Genomic DNA, 17,924 nt, shown 5'->3' with positions numbered 1-17,924 from the left:
CCATCCCGGATCATCGGGCGCCACCACCGAGATGGGCGCGCCCCGGAGCTCTCACCATGTTGTACCCACAGGAATTCGATGTCATCGTCGTCGGCGGTGGCCATGCCGGCACCGAAGCTGCGCTCGCGGCCGCCCGAATGGGCTGCACCACCTTGCTGCTCACCCACAACATCGAGACCCTGGGCCAGATGAGCTGCAACCCCAGCATCGGCGGCATTGGAAAAGGCCATCTGGTCAAGGAGGTGGACGCGCTGGGTGGCGCCATGGCGCTTGCCACCGACGAGGGTGGCATCCAGTTCCGTATCCTCAACAGCAGCAAAGGCCCGGCGGTGCGCGCCACCCGTGCCCAGGCTGACCGCATCCTGTACAAGGCCGCCATCCGCCGAATGCTGGAAAACCAGCCGAACCTGTGGCTGTTCCAGCAGGCGGTGGATGACCTGATGGTTGAAGGTGATCGGGTGGTCGGCGCCGTCACGCAGGTCGGCATCCGCTTTCGCAGCCGTACCGTGGTGCTGACCGCGGGCACCTTCCTGGACGGCAAGATCCATGTCGGTCTGAACAACTATTCGGCCGGCCGTGCGGGGGATCCGCCGGCGGTGTCGCTCTCGGCGCGGCTCAAGGAGTTGAAGCTGCCGCAGGGCCGACTGAAGACCGGTACCCCGCCCCGCATCGACGGTCGGACCATCGATTGGTCGAAATGCACCGAGCAACCCGGCGATGGCATGCCTGGCGGCATGAACCCGGATCTGCCGGTGCCGGTGTTCAGCTTCATGGGCAGCACAGCCATGCATCCCAGGCAGATTTCCTGCTGGATCACCCACACCAACGCCCGCACGCACGAGATCATCCGCTCCGGCTTCGACCGCAGTCCCATGTTCACCGGCAAGATCGAGGGCGTCGGTCCTCGCTACTGCCCCAGCGTGGAAGACAAAATCAACCGTTTCGCCGACAAGGACAGCCACCAGATCTTCCTGGAACCTGAGGGCCTGACCACTCACGAGGTCTACCCCAACGGCATCAGCACCAGCCTGCCGTTCGACATCCAGTACGACCTGGTTCGCAGCATGGTCGGGTTGGAGAATGCCCACATCCTGAGACCGGGCTATGCCATCGAGTACGACTACTTTGATCCGCGCTCGCTCAAGAGCAGCTTTGAGACGAAGCAGATCCAGGGTCTGTTCTTTGCCGGCCAGATCAACGGGACCACGGGCTACGAAGAGGCGGCCGCCCAGGGGCTGTTTGCGGGCCTGAATGCCGCACTGCAGTGCCAGGGTAAGGATGCTTGGCTGCCGCGCCGCGACGAGGCTTACCTTGGCGTGCTGGTGGACGACCTGGTGACCCAGGGTGTGACCGAACCGTACCGCATGTTCACCAGCCGCGCCGAATTCCGCCTGCAGCTGCGCGAGGACAACGCCGACATGCGCCTGACCGAACAGGGCAGGGCGATGGGGCTGGTGGATGATGTTCGCTGGGACGCGTTCTGCCGCAAGCGCGACGCGGTTTCACGTGAAACCGAGCGCCTGAAGTCGACCTGGGTGAATCCGCGCATTCTGGAGGCCGCCGAGTCCGAGCGGGTGCTGGGAAAGGCCATCGAGCGTGAGTACAACCTGTTCGACCTGCTGCGCCGGCCGGGGGTGTCGTATCCCGACCTGATGGGGATGGGCGAAGGTCGCTGGGCGCCGGCGGTCAAGCTGGACGATCAAGATGCCCGTCCGGTGGTTTCACGTGAAACACTGGGCGAACTGCATGACGCGGTGGTGGAGCAGGTAGAGATCGCCGCCAAGTACTCGGGCTACATCGACCGGCAGAAGGATGAGGTGGAGCGCGCGGCCCATTACGAACACCTGAAGCTGCCGGAGGATCTGGACTACGCGCAGGTCACGGCCCTGTCGTTCGAGGCGCGGCAGAAGCTGGCCAAGCACCGGCCCGAGACGCTGGGCCAGGCCTCGCGCATTTCAGGCATCACCCCGGCCAGCATCTCGTTGCTGATGATCCACCTGAAGAAGGGCGGATTCAAAGGCTTTGCCCGTCGTGAGTCTGAAGCCGCATGAGTGCAGTTACCTTGAAGCCGGTACTGGAAGCCGGGTTGCGTGAACTTGGTCTGAACCTGAGCGATGCCCAGGTCGACCAGTTGCTGGCCTACCAGGACCTGATCACCAAGTGGAACAAGGTCTACAACCTGACGGCGGTGCGCGACCCCCAGGAGATGCTGACGCACCACCTGCTGGACAGCCTGGCAGCGATCCCGGCGCTGCTGCGACAGATCGGAAGAATGCCAGGTTTCGCCGCCGGGCCGCCCCAAGGCGAAACAGCCCCCGGGCCCGGCGAAGACCGGGGCCCTTCCCCGTCTCGGGGCAGCGACCCGCGCAGCGGTGGAGCGTGGGGGCCTCGGTTGTTGGATGTCGGCTCGGGCGGCGGTCTGCCGGGGGTGGTGATCGCCATCACCTGCCCGCAGATGGAAGTGCATTGCGTGGACACGGTGCTCAAGAAAGCCACCTTCATCCAGCAGGTCGCGGCCTCGCTGAAGTTGCCGAATCTGCGCGGCATTCACGCACGGGTGGAGTCGCTGAAGGCGGAAGAGGGGAATGGCTACGACATCGTCTGCTCCCGCGCCTTTGCATCGCTGGTGGATTTCACCACCTGGTCCCGCGCGGCGCTCAATCCGGCGGGGGTGTGGATGGCCATGAAAGGCAAGCACCCTGAAGACGAGTTGCTGGCTTTGCCTTCTTCGGTGTCCGTGTTTCACGTGGAACAACTGAAGGTGCCGGGCCTGGCGGCGGAGCGTTGCATCGTCTGGATGCGGGCGGTGGCCTGATTCGGGCGGGCGCTTCTGGTCGGGTGCCGGCGACGGTCCCCTCTCATCGAGACCTCTGGCCGGCAGACTCACGTAAACTCGGCCACTTCACCGCGAGGGATTCCACACCATGTTCGGCATTGCAGACTACGGCGCCTTTGTCATCGCCATCATCGTCTTTCTGGCCATTCCGGGACCGGGGAACCTCGCGCTCATCACCTCCACCGGCAAGGGCGGCATCCGCGGCGGGCTGGCGGCTACCCTCGGCGTGATTGCGGGCGACCAGGTGCTGATGTGGATGGCCGTGGCGGGCGTGGCCGCGCTGCTGGCGGCCTATCCGGCGGCCTTCGCGTTTGTCCAGTGGGCAGGTGCCGCCTACCTGGCCTGGCTGGGTTGGAAGATGCTGACCGCCAAACCCGGCGATGCCCCGGTGCTCAACATCCGGCCGCGGCAATACTTCCAGCAGGCCCTGACCATCACCCTGCTCAACCCCAAGGCCATCGTCTTCTACATGGCCTTCTTCCCGTTGTTTGTCGACCCTCAGAAGCATCAGGGCCTGATCACCTTCGGCGCCATGGCCGCGACGATTGCCTTCCTCACTTTCCTGTACGGTCTGACCGTGGTGTTGCTGACCCATTTCCTGGCCGAACGCATGCGCGCCAACCCGCGGATCGGTCGGGCGCTGGAGAAGCTGGCCGGCGTCTTCCTGATCGGCTTTGGCATCAAGCTGGCCATTTCCAAGTAATCACCAGAGCGGGACCCCGGCATGGCCAAGATTTTCTGTGTTGCCAACCAGAAGGGCGGCGTTGGCAAGACCACCACCACCGTCAACCTGGCGGCGGGCCTGGCCAAGATCGGCCAGCGCGTCCTGATGGTGGATCTGGATCCGCAGGGCAACGCCACCATGGGCTCCGGCGTGGACAAGCGCACCATGCCCTTGTCGGTGTATGACGTCCTGCTGGAGTCGGCCTCGGTCAAGGAGGCGGGTCTGTTCTCGGACAAGTGCGGCTACACCGTGCTGGGCGCCAACCGCGATCTGGCGGGCGCCGAGGTCGAACTGGTCGAGGTCGAGCGGCGCGAGAAGCGCCTGAAGCAGGCCCTGGCCGAGGTGGACGCCGACTACGACTTCGTGCTGATCGACTGCCCGCCGTCGCTATCCATGCTGACCCTCAACGGGCTGTGCTCGGCCCATGGCGTCATCGTGCCGATGCAGTGCGAATATTTTGCGCTGGAAGGCCTGACCGACCTGGTCAACACCATCAAGCAGGTGCACGCCAACCTCAACAAGGACCTGCAGATCATCGGCCTGCTGCGCGTGATGTACGACCCGCGCATCACCCTGCAGCAGCAGGTGTCCGACCAGCTCAAGGCCCATTTCGGCGACAAGGTGTTCGACACCGTCATTCCGCGCAACGTGCGCCTGGCCGAGGCACCCAGCTACGGCCTGCCCGGCGTGGTGTTCGACCCGTCGGCACGCGGCAGCCAGGCCTTTCTGTCCTTCGCGACCGAGATGGTCGACAGAATCCGGAAGATGTGAGCGCTTGCTGCTGCCATGAACATTGTCAAACCTGAAAACGTCCTGATCCTGCCGGGCTGGCAGAACAGCGGCCCCGGCCATTGGCAGAGCCGCTGGGAAACCCTGCACGGCTTCCGTCGGGTGGATCAGCACGACTGGATGACTCCCCGCCGGGGCGACTGGATCGCCCGGCTGGAGGATGTGATCCTGGGCAGCGACGGCCCGGTGGTGCTGGTGGCCCACAGCCTGGGCTGCATCCTCACGGCCGCCTGGGCACAGGTCTCGCGCAGCACCGCCCGCGTGCAGGGCGCGCTGCTGGTGGCGCCGGGCGATCCCGAGCGTGACGAGTTGCGTGGCGTCTTGCCGAGCTGGGCGCCCATCGTTCGAGACCGGTTGCCGTTTCCCAGTCTGTTGCTGGGCAGCCATGACGACCCTTATTGCAGCCTCGCAAAAGCCCAATCCCTGGCGGACGCCTGGGGATCGCGGTTCATCGATTGCGGGCCATGCGGACACATCAACGCGGAGTCCGGGCTCGGCGACTGGCCTGATGGCCTGGCGCTGCTGCGCGAACTGACGGACCCGAAAGACATTTGAAGAAAGACGACGCCATGGTCACCAAGAAACCCAAAGGCCTTGGCCGCGGACTCGAGGCCCTGCTGGGGCCCAAGGTCGACGACGCGGCGACACCGGCGGTCGCCCAGGAAGGCGCGCCCAGCACGCTGCCGGTCACGGACATGGTGCCGGGCATGTACCAGCCCCGCACCCGCATGGACGAAGGCGCGCTCTACGAGCTGGCCGAATCCATCAAGGCCCAGGGCATCATGCAGCCCATCCTGGTGCGCCAGCTGGCCGATGGCCCCAACGCCGGCAAATACGAGATCATCGCTGGCGAGCGGCGCTTCCGTGCCTCCCAACTGGCCGGCCTGACCCAGGTGCCGGTGCTGGTGCGTGATGTGCCCAACGAGGCCGCCGCCGCCATGGCCTTGATCGAGAACATCCAGCGCGAGGATCTCAATCCGCTGGAAGAGGCCCAGGGCCTGCAGCGCCTGATCCGGGAATTTGGCCTGACCCATGAGCAGGCTGCCCAGGCGGTGGGTCGCTCGCGAAGCGCGGCCAGCAACCTGCTGCGCCTGCTCAACCTGGCCGACCCGGTGCAGACCATGCTGATGGCCGGCGACATCGACATGGGCCATGCCCGGGCGTTGCTGGCGCTGGAAAAGGTGTCGCAGATCACGGCGGCGAACCAGATCGCTGCCAAGAAAATGTCGGTGCGCGAAGCCGAGAGCCTGGTCAAGAAGCTGGGGGCTGAGTTCAACCTGGTGCCCCAGAAGCCCAAGAAGGAAAAGTCGCGCGACATCCGCCGGGTGGAGGAAGAGCTGTCCGACCTCCTGACCGCCGAGGTCGAGGTCCGGATCAAGAAGCGCGTCAAACGCCACGGCCGGGTGGAGGACATGGGCGAGCTGGCGATCCAGTTCGGCTCGCTGGATGAGCTCAACGGGCTGATCGACCGCCTGCGCGCTGGCAACTGACCCGTCTTTTCTGCCCATGGCCCGTTCCGACCTGCAAGGCGCCTGCCAGACGCTCGCCGAAGCCCTGGAAGCGTTGGAGCAGCATGTCCTGGCCCTGCCTGCCAGCCCACATCGCAGCCACTGTCTGCAGGCCGTTCATCGCATGACGCATGTGTTCGAGACGGAGCTGCGGCTACCCTTGTCGCAGCCGCCCCCCGGGCCAGACTCGCCGGTGTCAGGACCCGAGGAGGCCCTCATGCGGCAGATCGACGACTGCCTGCTGGATGCCCTCACGGCAGAGTGGCGACGTGCCGCGCGGGTGGTCGGGGCGGCGGTGGCGGAATGGCCTGACATGCCCCTGGAGCACTTTGCCCAGCGCCTGCAGGTGCTGGCACAAGCGGGGCGTCTGCAGGTCCGCGGGGATTTCACCAGCCTGTTGCACAGCGAAGTGCGTCTGCCGGACGTGAACTGACCCACCACCAGGCAGGACGAAAAAAAACCTCCCGGTCGCGGGAGGTTTTTCTTCGGTCTGGCGTGCTGTCAGGCGGGTGGCCCCGCCCGATGGACCCGCGCAGGATCAGTTGCCCACCTTGAGCTGGCCACCGCGGCCCAGGCCGCCCTTGACTTCCTGTGCCTTGTAGTTGCGCAGGGAAACGACCATGCTGTTGTAGGCGTCGGTGAAGGCGGCCACGGCGGCCTTGCCTTCCGGCGTGCGCGAGAAGCCACCCAGGGCACCGGCGGCGCTGCCACCGAACGCACCGAGCGCGGCACCGTAATTGGTGGCGGTGGCGTTGCCTTCGGAGATGGCAATCTGCACACCGGAGCGGATGTCGAACAGGGTCAGCGTCACCACGGAAGCCTTGCTCTCCAGGCCACCCGCCAGGGCACCGAGCACCGGGTTCTTGCGACCGATCACGCCACCGAGCGAGGCCCCGATGGCGCCTGTCGTCTCGTTGTCGATGATGATGGCCGGCTCCATGTAGTAGTCGGCGGCCACGCGCTGGCCCTTCTGCTGGTTGGAGCCGGCACGGAACTCACCCGAATTGCGCTGCTTGTCGGTGATCGACGAAATCTTGCTCTCGGTGCGGTTGTTGCCGATCGAGGTGATCACGAAGCAGTTGGACTGCTGGACCGCCAGGCGGATCAGCGGCTCGATGGTGGTGACCTTGGTGGCCGCACCGAAGCTGGCGTACCACTCCTTGCCGCGGCCGTCGTCCACGGCCAGCGTGCCCAGCGGCGAGGCGCAACGCTCCAGCGCGGTGTTGGCGCCCGCGCTCGTGCCGCCAGCGGCCGAACCGGTCGCGGCCGTCGGGCTGCCACCCGTGGATACGCTGCCGCCGCCAGGCGTGACGCAGCCGGCCAGGGTCAGGGCTGCCGCCAGGGCGGCCATGCGCAGGGTGAGGGAAGAAGTCTTGGTCATGGAAACAGCTTTCTTTGGAGACGGAAATTCGGACACGTGGGATCAGCGCTGGTACCAGCCGCTGTTGCCCCAGGTCCAGTAGTAGGGAGTGCTGGTGTACCAGACGCTCCACGACTTGCGCTCGGCTTCGCGCACCTGATAAAGGCGTCGCTCGTCCTTCTTGGCGGCGGCTGCGTCAGGCAGCAGCTTTTTGGCGCCCTTGTGGCCCTTGCCCGCGGCCATGGTCAGCCAGACCTCGGCCTCGGCCGGGTCGGGACCCATTTCCTCAAAGCCCAGCAGGTAGATGCGCCCCAGGGCGTATTGCGCCTCGACATGGCCGCGATCGCCGGCCTTGCGCATCCACTGGATGGCCTGGTAACTGTTGCGGTCGACACCGTCACCGCGCAGGAAGCGCAGGCCCAGGTCGTAGGCGGCCTTGGCGTCCTTCTCGCCCAGCGCCGTCAGCGCGGCGAGGCGGCGTTCGGCCTCGGGATCGGTCGGGGTGCCCTGGAAGGTGGCCGAACTGCGCGGACGGTCCGAGCAGCCGCTGTCGTCACAGATGCGGATGGTGTCCGCCGGCTTGGTGATCTGGGCCTCGGGCGCCTGTGCGGCACATCCGGCCAGCAGGATCATGGCGACAGAAGCGGATGAAATGACCGCGCGCATGGAACCCTCCTGTGAAATGTCTCGACTTGAAACTTAATCAAAAAAGTATACAAGCGAGCCCGCGCCGTCCCGTCTCAAGGGCAGGTAAGCGATTGTTACCCGACCTGGTTCATCCCATCAATAGGTGAAGATCTTCCCCGGGTTGAGGATGTTGTCCGGGTCGAGCGCCTGCTTGATGGTGCGCATCATGTCGATGGCGCCGTCGCCGGCCTCGCGGCGCAGGAAGTCCATCTTGTGCAGGCCCACGCCGTGCTCGCCGGTGCAGGTGCCTTCAAGTTGCAGCGCGCGGTGCACCAGCTTGTGGTTGAGCTCTTCGGCCACGCGGTGTTCCTGCGGATTGGCTGGATCGATCAGGTAGCCGAAGTGGAAGTTGCCGTCGCCGACGTGGCCCACCAGGAAGTAGGGGAGGCCGCTGGCATCGGCCTCGGCCACCGAGTCGAGCAGGCAGTCGGCCAGGCGGCTGATCGGCACGCAGGTGTCGGTGCTGACGGCGCGGCAGCCGGGCTTGCTCTGGATGGCGGCAAAGTAGGCGTTGTGCCGTGCGGTCCACAGGCGGGTGCGTTCCTCGGGCGTGGTCGCCCATTCGAACGCGTTGCCACCGAACTCGCTGGCGATCTCCTGCACCATCTCGGCCTGCTCCTGCACGCTGGCGGGGGAGCCGTGGAACTCCATCAGCAGCATGTGTTCCTCGCGCAGGCCCAGCTTGCTGTGGGCATTGACCATGCGCACGGTGCCCGCATCGATCAATTCGCAGCGCGCGATCGGTACGCCCAGCTGGATCACCTGGATGACGGTGCGCACCGCCGCCTCGATGCTCGGGAACGAGCAGATGGCGGCAGAAATGGCCTCGGGCAGCGGATAGAGCTTGACGGTGATCTCGGTCATGATGCCCAGCGTGCCCTCGCTGCCCACCATCAGGCGGGTCAGGTCGTAGCCAGCGCTGCTTTTCTTGGCCCGGGTGCCGGTGCGGATGACCTCGCCCTTGGCGGTCACCACCTCCAGCGCCAGCACGTTCTCGCGCATGGTGCCGTAGCGCACGGCGTTGGTGCCGCTGGCGCGGGTGGCGGCCATGCCGCCGATGGAGGCGTCCGCGCCGGGGTCGATCGGGAAGAACAGGCCTTCGTGCTTGACGGCTTCGTTCAGGGCCTTGCGGGTGATACCGGGCTGCACGGTCACTGTCAGGTCTTCGGCATTGATGGACAGCACCTGGTTCATGCGGCTGACGTCGATGCTGATGCCACCCTGGATGGCCAGCAGGTGGCCTTCCAGCGAGGAGCCGACGCCAAACGGGATCACCGGCACCTTGTGCTGCGCCGCGAGCTTGACCGCATCGGCCACGTCCTGGGTGGACTCGGCAAAGATCACCGCGCTGGGCGGCGGCACATCGAAGATGGACTCGTCGCGGCCGTGCTGTTCGCGCACCACCAGCGCGGTGGAGCACTGCGGGCCGAAGCGCTGCTGCAGGGCATCGATCAGGGCGGCGGGCACCTCGCGCAGGTGCAGTTCGGGGGCCAGGTGGGCGTGGTCGGCGGGGGCGTTCATGGGTGGGATCTCCTGGGGCGCGTCTCTCTCGCCCGGCAATGAGCCTGCAGTGTACGCCGAGGGGTGCGCGCCCGCGATGTCAGGAACCCTTGATGCCCTGGTGAAATTCCTTGCGCGAGAGTTTGCCGTCCCCGTCCCTGTCCAGCGCGGTGAAGCGCTGGGCCACGGCGGGCAGGTGCTCCGCCTCCTGAGGGCTCAGGTGCCCGTCGCCGTCGCGGTCGGCCCGGTCGAAGGCGGCGCTGATGGCCTCGGCCAGATCCACAGCCCGGGGCTGGGTGGCGCCCGCCAGGCCCGGGGCGAGCGTGAGCGTCCACACCGCCAGCAGGGCCACGCTGTGGCGTTCGAACCGGGAGGGGGTCAGGTTGGCCGCAGAGGCCTGTGGTCGACGGAATGTGCGCATGCTCAGAGACTCCTTCATGGTTTTTGTCGAGCAGGCATTTCAGCGGATATCCGTGCCACCGGCCAGCACTTTTGCCAGGCGTTTCCACCGGCACAGAAGCCTTGCGCCTTTCACACTTTCTTTGAACATGTAACGGGCTGGCGGGCAGCTTCGCGCAAAATGCACCACGGCGCGGCGTGCGATGCCACCGACCGCGATTCCGGATTCACGCAACCAGGATGTGCACCATGGGCAACCGACTCACACAGATCGCCACCCGCACCGGCGACGCCGGCACCACCGGCCTGGGCGATAACGCCCGCGTTTCCAAGAACAGCCTGCGCGTGCACGCGATGGGCGATGTGGACGAGCTCAACTCGCACATCGGCCTGCTGCTGTGCGAGGACATGCCCGCCGATGTGCGCACGCTGCTGGTGGAGATCCAGCACCAGCTGTTCAACCTGGGTGGCGAGCTCTCGATTCCCGGGTTTGAACTGCTCAAGCCCGAGGCGGTGCTGGCCCTCGATGAAGCGCTGGCGACCTACAACGAGCAGTTGCCGCGCCTGCAGGAGTTCATCCTGCCCGCCGGCAACCGCGCGGCCGCCCAGGCCCACATCTGCCGCACCGTGGCCCGCCGGGCCGAGCGCCATCTGGTGGCCCTGGGCAACGAGGAGGCCATCAAGGAAGCGCCGCGCCAGTACCTCAACCGGCTGTCCGACCTGATGTTCGTGCTGGCCCGGGTGCTCAACCGCATGAACGGTGGCGATGATGTGTACTGGAAGAGCGAACGCATCGCCAAGGCCGAGGACGCGTGAAGCCAGGGACGGCATGTTTGGCCGCATCGGCGTTGCTGTTCTCGGCCGCCGCTCAGGTCGCCTCGGCGGCCCCCCGCCAGGTGCAACTGGTGTGCGAGGCCGTCTACCTGCCGGCGCGCAGCACCTGGACGCGTTCGGTGGACATCCGCTACGACGATCGCCGCATCCGTGAAGTGGCCATCGACGGCCAGCCCGTCTACACCTTCGCGGTGCGCGGCACGGTCATCCTGACCTCGCAGGACAACGAGCGCATCCAGATCGACACCGCCGGCGGCTCTTGGACCAGCGACTTCCGAGGCCTGGCCAGCGCGCAGGGGCGTTGCGAGCGGGTGGACTGAGTTCGAGGCCGGCTGGTCAGCCCGCCATCCGCAGCCCGCCGGTGTCGGGCCGCTGATGGCTGTGCAGACGGATGCGCAGCGACAGGTCGGTGCGGGAGTCGGCGTACTCCACGGCCTGCTCGGCGGTGAGTTCTCCGCGCAGGTACAGGTCGTAGAGCGACTGGTCGAAGGTGCACATGCCCATCTCGTTGCTCTTGGCCATCGCGTCCTTGATGTCGTCTGTCTGGCCCTTCTGGATCAGGTCGGCGACGTAGGACGAGAGCAGCATCACCTCCACCGCCGGCACCAGCGGGCCGGCCGTGCTGCGGATCAGGCGCTGGCCCACCACGCCCTTGAGGTTCAGCGACAGGTCCATCAGCACCTGCTTGTGCGCAGTCTCCGGGAAGAAGTTGAGGATGCGCTGGATGGCCTGGTTGGCGTTGTTGGCGTGCAGGGTCGAGACGCACAGGTGACCGGTTTCGGCGTAGGCCAGGGCGTGCTGCATGGTGGCGCGGTCGCGGATCTCGCCGATCATGATGACGTCGGGGGCTTCCCGCATGGCGTGGCGCAGGGCCTCGTCGAACGACTTGGTGTCCAGACCCACCTCGCGCTGGTCGATGATCGACAGGCCATGGCTGTGCTCGAATTCCATCGGGTCTTCGACGGTCAGGATGTGGCCGGCCGCGCTGCGGTTGCGGTGGTCCAGCATGGACGCCAGTGTGGTGGATTTGCCCGAACCTGCTGCGCCGACCACCAGGATCAGCCCGCGCTTGAGCATGGCCAGCTTCTTGAGCACGGGAGGCAGTTTGAGGTTCTCGATCGACGGGATCTTGCCGCTGACATGGCGCACCACCACGGCCACGTCGCCGCGCTGACGGAACACGTTCACACGAAAGCGCCCCATGCCAGGCAGGGCAATGGCCAGGTCGCACTCGAAGTTGGCCTCGAACTCGCGGATCTGCGATTCGCGCATGACCGAGTAGGCCAGGCGCTGGGTCTGCACAGCGTCCAGCGGGGCTTCATCGATGCGACGAACCACGCCCTGTATCTTCAGGGCAATGGCGCTGCCGGCCGAGATGAACAGATCGGAAGCGCCCTGGGCCACCATCATCGACAGGTAGCGACCGAGGTCATCGTTGCTGGAGGTCATGCCGGATTCCATGGATGGGTCGAAGTCTTTCATCACGTCATTGGCATGGTAGCTGCATTTGCGGGCGGGCAACATCCCGGAAAACGGGCATTTGCCCAGCATTTCACGGTGTCGGACCGGGCAAAAAAAGAGCCTGCAGCCATCAGGCCCAGGCTCTCTTGTGGCAACCAGGGACTGTTCAGGACTTGCGGCCCAGCAGTGCCCACAACAGGATGGCACCGAAAGTAGCAGTGCCGATGCCACCCAGCGCGAAATCGCCAAACTTCAGTGTGAAGTCGCCGGTGCCCAGCACCAGGGTGATGGCCGCCACCAGCAGGTTGCGGTTGTCGGAGAAGTCGACCTTGTTGTCGACCCAGATCTTGGCGCCGGCCACCGCGATCAGGCCGAACACCACGATGGACACCCCGCCCATGACGGCCAGCGGGATGGCCTGGATCAGGGCGCCGAACTTGGGGCTGAAGCCCAGCAGGATGGCCATGACACCGGCGACCACGAAGATGGCGGTCGAGTAGATCTTGGTCGCGGCCATGACGCCGATGTTCTCGGCGTAGGTGGTGACACCGGTGCCACCGGCGCTGCCGGCCACGATGGTGGCGACGCCGTCGCCCATGAAGGCGCGGCCCATGTACTGGTCCAGGTTCTTGCCGGTCATGGCGGTCACGGCCTTGATGTGCCCCAGGTTCTCGGCCACCAGAATGATCGCGACCGGTGCGATCAGCAGCATCGCGTTGCCGGTGAACACCGGGCTGCTGAAGTTGGGCATGCCGAACCAGGCGGCATTGGCAATGCCGGACAGGTCCAGCGGCTTGCCCATGCCGAAACCGTTGGTCAGCACCGCATAGATGATGCTCGCGACGATCAGGCCCATCAGGATCAGCAGGCGCTGGACCATGCCCTTGGTGAACACGGCCACCAGGGCCACGCTGACGAAGGTGATGGCCTGCATCCAGGCATCGAAGCCGGTGGGCGCCATGTTCTTGACCGGGATGTGCGCCAGGTTCAGGCCGATCACGGCCACCACCGAACCGGTGACCACCGGGGGCATGAAGCGCTCGATCCAGCCGGTGCCCACCGCCTGCACGATGGCACCGATGATGAAGTACAGCACGCCGCAGGCGATGATGCCCCCCAGGGCCACACCGATGTTGGCATTGGGACCGGGGCCCTGATAACCGCTGGCGGCGATCACCACACCGATGAAGGCAAAGCTCGATCCCAGGTAGCTGGGTACCTTGCCGCCGGTCATGAGGAAGAAGATGAGGGTGCCGATGCCGCTCATCAGGATGGCCACGTTGGGGTCGAAGCCCATCAGGATGGGGGCCAGCACCGTGGCGCCGAACATGGCAATCAGGTGCTGCACGCCCATCATGCCGGTTTGCGCCCAGGGCAGGCGCTCGTCGGGGCCGACGACCCCCCCGTTGGCCAGCGTCGAGGCTGGTTTCTCAGTCCAGTTGAACAGACCCATGGATTCTCACTCCGTTGGTTGATTGGATGCGCCGAGGATAAACGGGCGCGATTGTGCAGGCAGGAACCGTGCCCGCCAAGCTGCGCTGCAGCAGGCCTGACGCCTGAGGGATAGCCGGCGAGCGGCGGGCGCTGCTAACCTGTCGGACCACAAGGAGACAGGACCGGCCGCTGCGGACCGGTCAGGCAAGACATGAACATGGCCACCGACAGCACCCACGCCCCCTACCTTCCCCAGATCCGCCTGTACCAGGACTGGCTGGCCCGCGAACGCGGTCTGCACTTCGACAGCTACGACGCCCTCTGGCGCTGGAGCACCACCGAGCTGGAGGCGTTCTGGCAGAGCATCTGGGACTATTTCGAGCTGCACTCGCCGACGGTGGCCACGGCGGTGCTGGAGAAGAACGTCATGCCCGGGGCGCGCTGGTTTCCGGGGGCGCAGGCCAACTACGCTCAGCAGGTGTTCCGCCATGTGCAGGCGGCCCATGCGGCCGGTTTTCCGGCGGTGATCGCGTGCAACGAGAAGGGACGCCACACGGAGCTGTCCTGGCCCGAGCTGCGCCGCCAGGTGGCCGCGCTGGCCCTGCACCTCAAGGCCCAGGGGGTGCAGTCGGGCGATCGGGTTGCGGCCTACCTGCCCAACGTGCCCGAGGCCATGGTGGCCTTCCTGGCGGTGGTCAGCATCGGTGCGGTCTGGAGCATCTGTGCACCGGACATGGGCACCAACGCGGTGCTCGACCGCTTCCGGCAGATCGAGCCGGTGGCCCTGATCGCCTGCGATGGCGTGACCTACGGCCACAAGGACCACGACCGCCTCGGGGTGGTGGCCGAGCTGCGCGCGGCCCTGCCCACCGTGCGGCACGTGGTGCTGCACACCAACCTGGCGGACACCGAGGACGAACGCAGCGCCGCCCTCCTGCGAGCGTCGCCCTGTGAATCGTTTGCCCAGGCCACCGCGCGCGACGACGCCGAGGTAGCCGCTTTCGAGCCGATGTGGCTGCCCTTCGACCATCCCCTGTGGATCGTCTATTCCAGCGGCACCACGGGCCTTCCCAAGCCGATCGTGCACGGCCATGGGGGCACCGTCATCGTGGCGCTGGCGCTCAAGATCATCCACAACGACGTGGGTTGCAGCTACCACCCCAACAGCTGGGGCGAGCGCTACCACTGGTACAGCTCCACCGGCTGGGTGATGTGGAACGCCCAGGTCAGCGGCCTGCTCAACGGCACCACCTGTGTCATCTACGACGGCAACCCGGGAGGCAGCAAGGAACGACCGGACTGGACCACGCTGTGGCGCTTCGCGGCCGAGACCGGGGTGACCTTCTTCGGCGCGGGGGCAGCTTTCTACGCCAACTGCCTCAAGGCCGGGGTGGATCTGTCCACCTGTGGCGACCTGTCCAGCGTCCGGGCGCTGGGCACCACGGGCTCCCCCCTGTCGGAGGACGCTCAGCGATGGGGAACCACCCAGTTCGCGAGCATCGCTGCAAACGAAGACCAGAAAGACATCTGGTGGTGCAACATTTCGGGCGGGACGGATTTTGCCGGCGCGTTCATCGGCGGCAACCGGGAGTTGCCCCAGACCCCCGGCCGCATGCAGTGTCGCCTGATGGGCTGCGCGGTCGAGTCCTGGAACGAGCAGGGCCAGCCGGTGCTGGACGAGGTGGGCGAACTGGTGTGTACCCAGCCCATTCCATCGATGCCGCTGTACTTCATCGGCGATACCAACCACCAGCGCCTGATCGGCAGCTACTTCGACATGTACCCGGCAGGCCACGGCCGTGCGCCCGGTGGCGGTGATCTTGACGCAAGCGCGGGCGCTGTCTGGCGCCACGGCGACTGGTTGCGCATCTTCCCGGACGGTGCCTGCGTGATCTACGGCCGCTCGGACGCGACCATCAACCGGCACGGCCTGCGCATGGGCACCAGCGAACTCTACAGCGCGGTCGAGGCCCTGCCGGAGGTGCTCGATTCCATGGTGGTGGACCTGGAGTACCTGGGACGGGAGAGCTACATGCCGCTGTTCGTGGTGCTGCGTTCCGGCCTGACGCTGGATGAGGCACTGCGCGCGAAGATTACCGGCGCCATCCGAATCGCGCTGTCGCCCCGTTTCGTGCCCGATGAGGTGTTCCAGGTCGAGGAGATTCCGCGCACGCTTTCGGGCAAGAAGCAGGAGTTGCCGATCAAGAAACTGATGCTGGGGCAGCCGCTGGAGAAGGTGATCAACCGCGAGGCCATGGCCAACCCGGGCTGTCTGGACTGGTACGTGCGACTGGCGCAGGACCATCTGGCCCGGACGGCGGCAGGATGAGCGGCGGCCTACGCGAGTCACACCGGTGACGGATTCGGCCCTTCCCTGAGGATCTGCCCGGTTCCCAGGCGGGCGGGGCTTGGCTATGTTGTGTCTGGCGTACCCACCACATTTCCAGGAGACATGCATGCGCCCCGTTGACCGCTTCTCGCCCAACCGCCGACAGGTGCTTTCCATGGCCGCCGCCGTGGCCGCACCGGCCATCCTGCCCGCCCATGTGCTGGCCCAGGACAAGTTTCCCTCCAAGCCGATCACCCTGATCGCGCCCTGGCCCGCGGGCGGCAGCAGCGATGGCGTCATGCGCGCCTTTGCCGAGAGCGCCGGCAAGGTGCTGGGGACCACGGTGGTCGTGGAGAACAAGCCCGGTGCCGGGGGCACCATGGGCGCGGCGGCCATGGTCAACGCCCGGCCCGACGGCTACCTGCTGACCCAGCTGCCACTGGGCATCTACCGTCTGCCCCACATGCAGAAGATGAGTTTCGACCCGGTCGCCGACCTGACGCACATCGTCTGCCTGACGGGCTACACCTTCGGCATCGCGTGCACCGCCGACGCGCCATTCAAGACCATCCAGGAAATGGTGGCCTTCGCCAAAGCCAACCCGGGCAAGCTGGAGTACGGCCACACCGGCACCGGTACCACCCCGCACCTGGCCATTGAAGAGTTCAGCGGCAAGGCAGGCATCCAGCTCAATCCGATTCCCTTCAAGGGCTCGGCCGAAATCATGCAGGCCATCCTGGGCGGCCACATCCGCGTCATGAGCGGCACCACCGAGTTTGCGCCCCATGTCCAGAGCGGCAAGCTGCGCCTGCTGGCCACGCTGGGTAGCCAGCGCAACAAGGCCTTCCCGAATGTGCCCACCCTCAAGGAAAGCGGCTGGGACACGATCGTCGAGTCACCGTTTGGCATCGGGGGGCCCAAGGGTATGGACCCGGCCGTGGTCAAGGTGCTGCACGACGCCTTCCGCAAGACCCTCGAAGACCCGAAGGTGCAGGAGACGCTGGACAAGTTCTACATGCCCAGCATCTACATGAGCACGGCGGACTACACCGCCTATGCCGAGCGCACCTTCAAGGCCGAGAAAGCCACGATCGAACGGCTGGGGCTGGCCAAAAAATCCTGATTGACCGGACAAACGCACAGGTTCCCCCCCGTCTGCCCGGCTACGATGCGGGGATCAGGAACCTGTGCCGTGAACACCACCCCATTTGACGACGAGCTTCGCGTCGCTCGTCGCAGCCCCGCGCTGCGCGACATCATCATCCCGCCATGCCCGGACCTGCTGGTGCAGTTGCAGGCGGCCACCGAACAGGGCGACCCGGATCCGGGTGTGCTGGACCGCATCGCTTCGGCCGACGTGGCGATGTCGGCCGCGCTGATCCGGCTGGCCAACAGTCCCCTGCATGGCCTGCACGCGCCAGTCTCCACCGTGGGGCAGGCCCTGACGGTGCTTGGCCTGGATCCGTCGGTGCAGCTGCTGACGGGCTTTCTCACGCGCAACGCCTTGCGCACGCATTCGCCGCTGCTGGCGCATTTCTGGGACACCTCCACCCGTCGAGCGCTGGCCTGCGAGCACATCGCCCGTCAGCTCTACACCATGGATCCTGGCCTGGGCTACAGCTTCGGCCTGTTCTGCCACGTGGGCATCCCGGTGATGATGCAGGGTGTGCGCGGCTACGCCAGCACCCTGACCGAGGCCCTGGCGCGCAAGGATCGCAGTTTCGTGGCCACCGAGAACGCCAACCACCGCACCGACCATGCGGTGGTGGGCGCGATCGTGGCGCGTACCTGGCACCTGCCCCTGGCGGTGGCGCAGGCCACCCGCCTGCACCACGATTTCAGCTGTCTGGACGATGCCCGCATCGATCCCACCGTGCGCCATCTGGTGGCCATGGCCCTGGTGGCCGACCACCTGCTGCACCAGCATGAAGAGCCGTCGGCGCTCAAGGAGTGGGAGCGGCATGGCCAGCAATGTCTGGCCCACCTGCAGGTGGGGGAGGCCGAGGTCGACCACTGGGTGGACCAGCTGCACCCGGTGTTCGAGGCGCACGCGCTGGGTTGAG

General features: G+C 66.2%; 18 protein-coding genes. 12 read left to right on the top strand and 6 right to left on the bottom strand.

The features are described from left to right. The first annotated feature begins 56 nt into the window (after nucleotides 1-56). The 7 genes from mnmG (at nucleotide 57) to ACFQNJ_RS13900 (ending at nucleotide 6,290) form a co-directional block, all read left to right on the top strand. On the top strand, nucleotides 57-2,051 hold the full coding sequence (mnmG, locus tag ACFQNJ_RS13930; protein ID WP_382258572.1) for a tRNA uridine-5-carboxymethylaminomethyl(34) synthesis enzyme MnmG: 1,995 nt from the start codon (nucleotides 57-59) through the stop codon (nucleotides 2,049-2,051). Then, nucleotides 2,048-2,815, top strand: a complete 768-nt coding sequence (rsmG, locus tag ACFQNJ_RS13925) for a 16S rRNA (guanine(527)-N(7))-methyltransferase RsmG (RefSeq protein ID WP_382258569.1) — start codon at nucleotides 2,048-2,050, stop codon at nucleotides 2,813-2,815. The genes mnmG and rsmG overlap by 4 nt, the downstream gene beginning before the upstream one ends. Before the next feature lie 109 nt (nucleotides 2,816-2,924). Beyond that, nucleotides 2,925-3,539 (top strand): LysE family translocator, encoded by a 615-nt coding sequence (locus ACFQNJ_RS13920; protein WP_382258566.1) that lies wholly within the window; start codon nucleotides 2,925-2,927, stop codon nucleotides 3,537-3,539. 21 nt (nucleotides 3,540-3,560) lie between these two features. Further along, entirely contained in the window at nucleotides 3,561-4,331 is a 771-nt protein-coding gene (locus ACFQNJ_RS13915) for a ParA family protein (RefSeq protein ID WP_374639267.1), read from the top strand. 15 nt (nucleotides 4,332-4,346) lie between these two features. Beyond that, the gene (locus tag ACFQNJ_RS13910) at nucleotides 4,347-4,904 is read left to right on the top strand and encodes an RBBP9/YdeN family alpha/beta hydrolase (RefSeq protein ID WP_382258563.1); all 558 of its coding nucleotides are present in this window, start codon (nucleotides 4,347-4,349) and stop codon (nucleotides 4,902-4,904) included. 14 nt (nucleotides 4,905-4,918) lie between these two features. Further along, on the top strand, nucleotides 4,919-5,839 hold the full coding sequence (locus ACFQNJ_RS13905; RefSeq protein WP_382258560.1) for a ParB/RepB/Spo0J family partition protein: 921 nt from the start codon (nucleotides 4,919-4,921) through the stop codon (nucleotides 5,837-5,839). Between the two features lie 16 nt (nucleotides 5,840-5,855). Continuing rightward, nucleotides 5,856-6,290 (top strand): DUF3658 domain-containing protein, encoded by a 435-nt coding sequence (locus tag ACFQNJ_RS13900; RefSeq protein WP_382258557.1) that lies wholly within the window; start codon nucleotides 5,856-5,858, stop codon nucleotides 6,288-6,290. 105 nt (nucleotides 6,291-6,395) lie between these two features. Here the strand turns inward: ACFQNJ_RS13900 and ACFQNJ_RS13895 are convergent, their stop codons facing one another. The 4 genes from ACFQNJ_RS13895 to ACFQNJ_RS13880 form a co-directional block, all read right to left on the bottom strand. Continuing rightward, nucleotides 6,396-7,238 carry a hypothetical protein gene (locus ACFQNJ_RS13895; protein ID WP_374639271.1) on the bottom strand — a complete coding sequence of 281 codons (843 nt, stop codon included), beginning with the start codon at nucleotides 7,236-7,238 and terminating at the stop codon, nucleotides 6,396-6,398. A 42-nt stretch (nucleotides 7,239-7,280) separates the two neighbouring features. Continuing rightward, entirely contained in the window at nucleotides 7,281-7,883 is a 603-nt protein-coding gene (locus ACFQNJ_RS13890; protein WP_382258554.1) for a tetratricopeptide repeat protein, read from the bottom strand. Nucleotides 7,884-8,000: 117 nt separating this feature from the next. Beyond that, on the bottom strand, nucleotides 8,001-9,425 hold the full coding sequence (locus ACFQNJ_RS13885) for an FAD-binding oxidoreductase (protein WP_382258551.1): 1,425 nt from the start codon (nucleotides 9,423-9,425) through the stop codon (nucleotides 8,001-8,003). A 79-nt stretch (nucleotides 9,426-9,504) separates the two neighbouring features. Then, a complete protein-coding gene (locus ACFQNJ_RS13880; RefSeq protein WP_382258548.1) occupies nucleotides 9,505-9,825 on the bottom strand; it encodes an EF-hand domain-containing protein in 321 nt (106 codons plus the stop codon). Nucleotides 9,826-10,052: 227 nt separating this feature from the next. Between ACFQNJ_RS13880 and ACFQNJ_RS13875 the strand changes: the two genes are divergently transcribed. Continuing rightward, nucleotides 10,053-10,619 (top strand): cob(I)yrinic acid a,c-diamide adenosyltransferase, encoded by a 567-nt coding sequence (locus tag ACFQNJ_RS13875; RefSeq protein WP_382258545.1) that lies wholly within the window; start codon nucleotides 10,053-10,055, stop codon nucleotides 10,617-10,619. A gap of 17 nt (nucleotides 10,620-10,636) precedes the next feature. Next, nucleotides 10,637-10,957, top strand: a complete 321-nt coding sequence (locus ACFQNJ_RS13870; RefSeq protein WP_382258544.1) for a hypothetical protein — start codon at nucleotides 10,637-10,639, stop codon at nucleotides 10,955-10,957. A 16-nt stretch (nucleotides 10,958-10,973) separates the two neighbouring features. Here ACFQNJ_RS13870 and ACFQNJ_RS13865 read toward each other — a convergent pair whose 3' ends face one another. Then, complete coding sequence (locus tag ACFQNJ_RS13865) at nucleotides 10,974-12,119, bottom strand: PilT/PilU family type 4a pilus ATPase (protein WP_382258541.1); 1,146 nt, start codon at nucleotides 12,117-12,119, stop codon at nucleotides 10,974-10,976. Nucleotides 12,120-12,264: 145 nt separating this feature from the next. Continuing rightward, on the bottom strand, nucleotides 12,265-13,551 hold the full coding sequence (locus ACFQNJ_RS13860; RefSeq protein ID WP_382258538.1) for a solute carrier family 23 protein: 1,287 nt from the start codon (nucleotides 13,549-13,551) through the stop codon (nucleotides 12,265-12,267). A 192-nt stretch (nucleotides 13,552-13,743) separates the two neighbouring features. Between ACFQNJ_RS13860 and ACFQNJ_RS13855 the strand changes: the two genes are divergently transcribed. From ACFQNJ_RS13855 to ACFQNJ_RS13845, 3 genes are all read left to right on the top strand, one after another. Further along, nucleotides 13,744-15,861 carry an acetoacetate--CoA ligase gene (locus ACFQNJ_RS13855; RefSeq protein WP_382258536.1) on the top strand — a complete coding sequence of 706 codons (2,118 nt, stop codon included), beginning with the start codon at nucleotides 13,744-13,746 and terminating at the stop codon, nucleotides 15,859-15,861. Nucleotides 15,862-15,988: 127 nt separating this feature from the next. Next, nucleotides 15,989-16,984, top strand: a complete 996-nt coding sequence (locus ACFQNJ_RS13850) for a tripartite tricarboxylate transporter substrate binding protein (RefSeq protein WP_374639301.1) — start codon at nucleotides 15,989-15,991, stop codon at nucleotides 16,982-16,984. A gap of 69 nt (nucleotides 16,985-17,053) precedes the next feature. Continuing rightward, a complete protein-coding gene (locus ACFQNJ_RS13845; protein WP_382258533.1) occupies nucleotides 17,054-17,923 on the top strand; it encodes an HDOD domain-containing protein in 870 nt (289 codons plus the stop codon). Nucleotide 17,924: the final 1 nt, after the last annotated feature.

The organism is Hydrogenophaga bisanensis (assembly GCF_042665135.1).
GTDB lineage: Bacteria > Pseudomonadota > Gammaproteobacteria > Burkholderiales > Burkholderiaceae_C > Hydrogenophaga > Hydrogenophaga bisanensis.
Note: the sequence above shows the minus strand (reverse complement) of the source record. Positions and strands in the feature narration are given on the sequence as shown.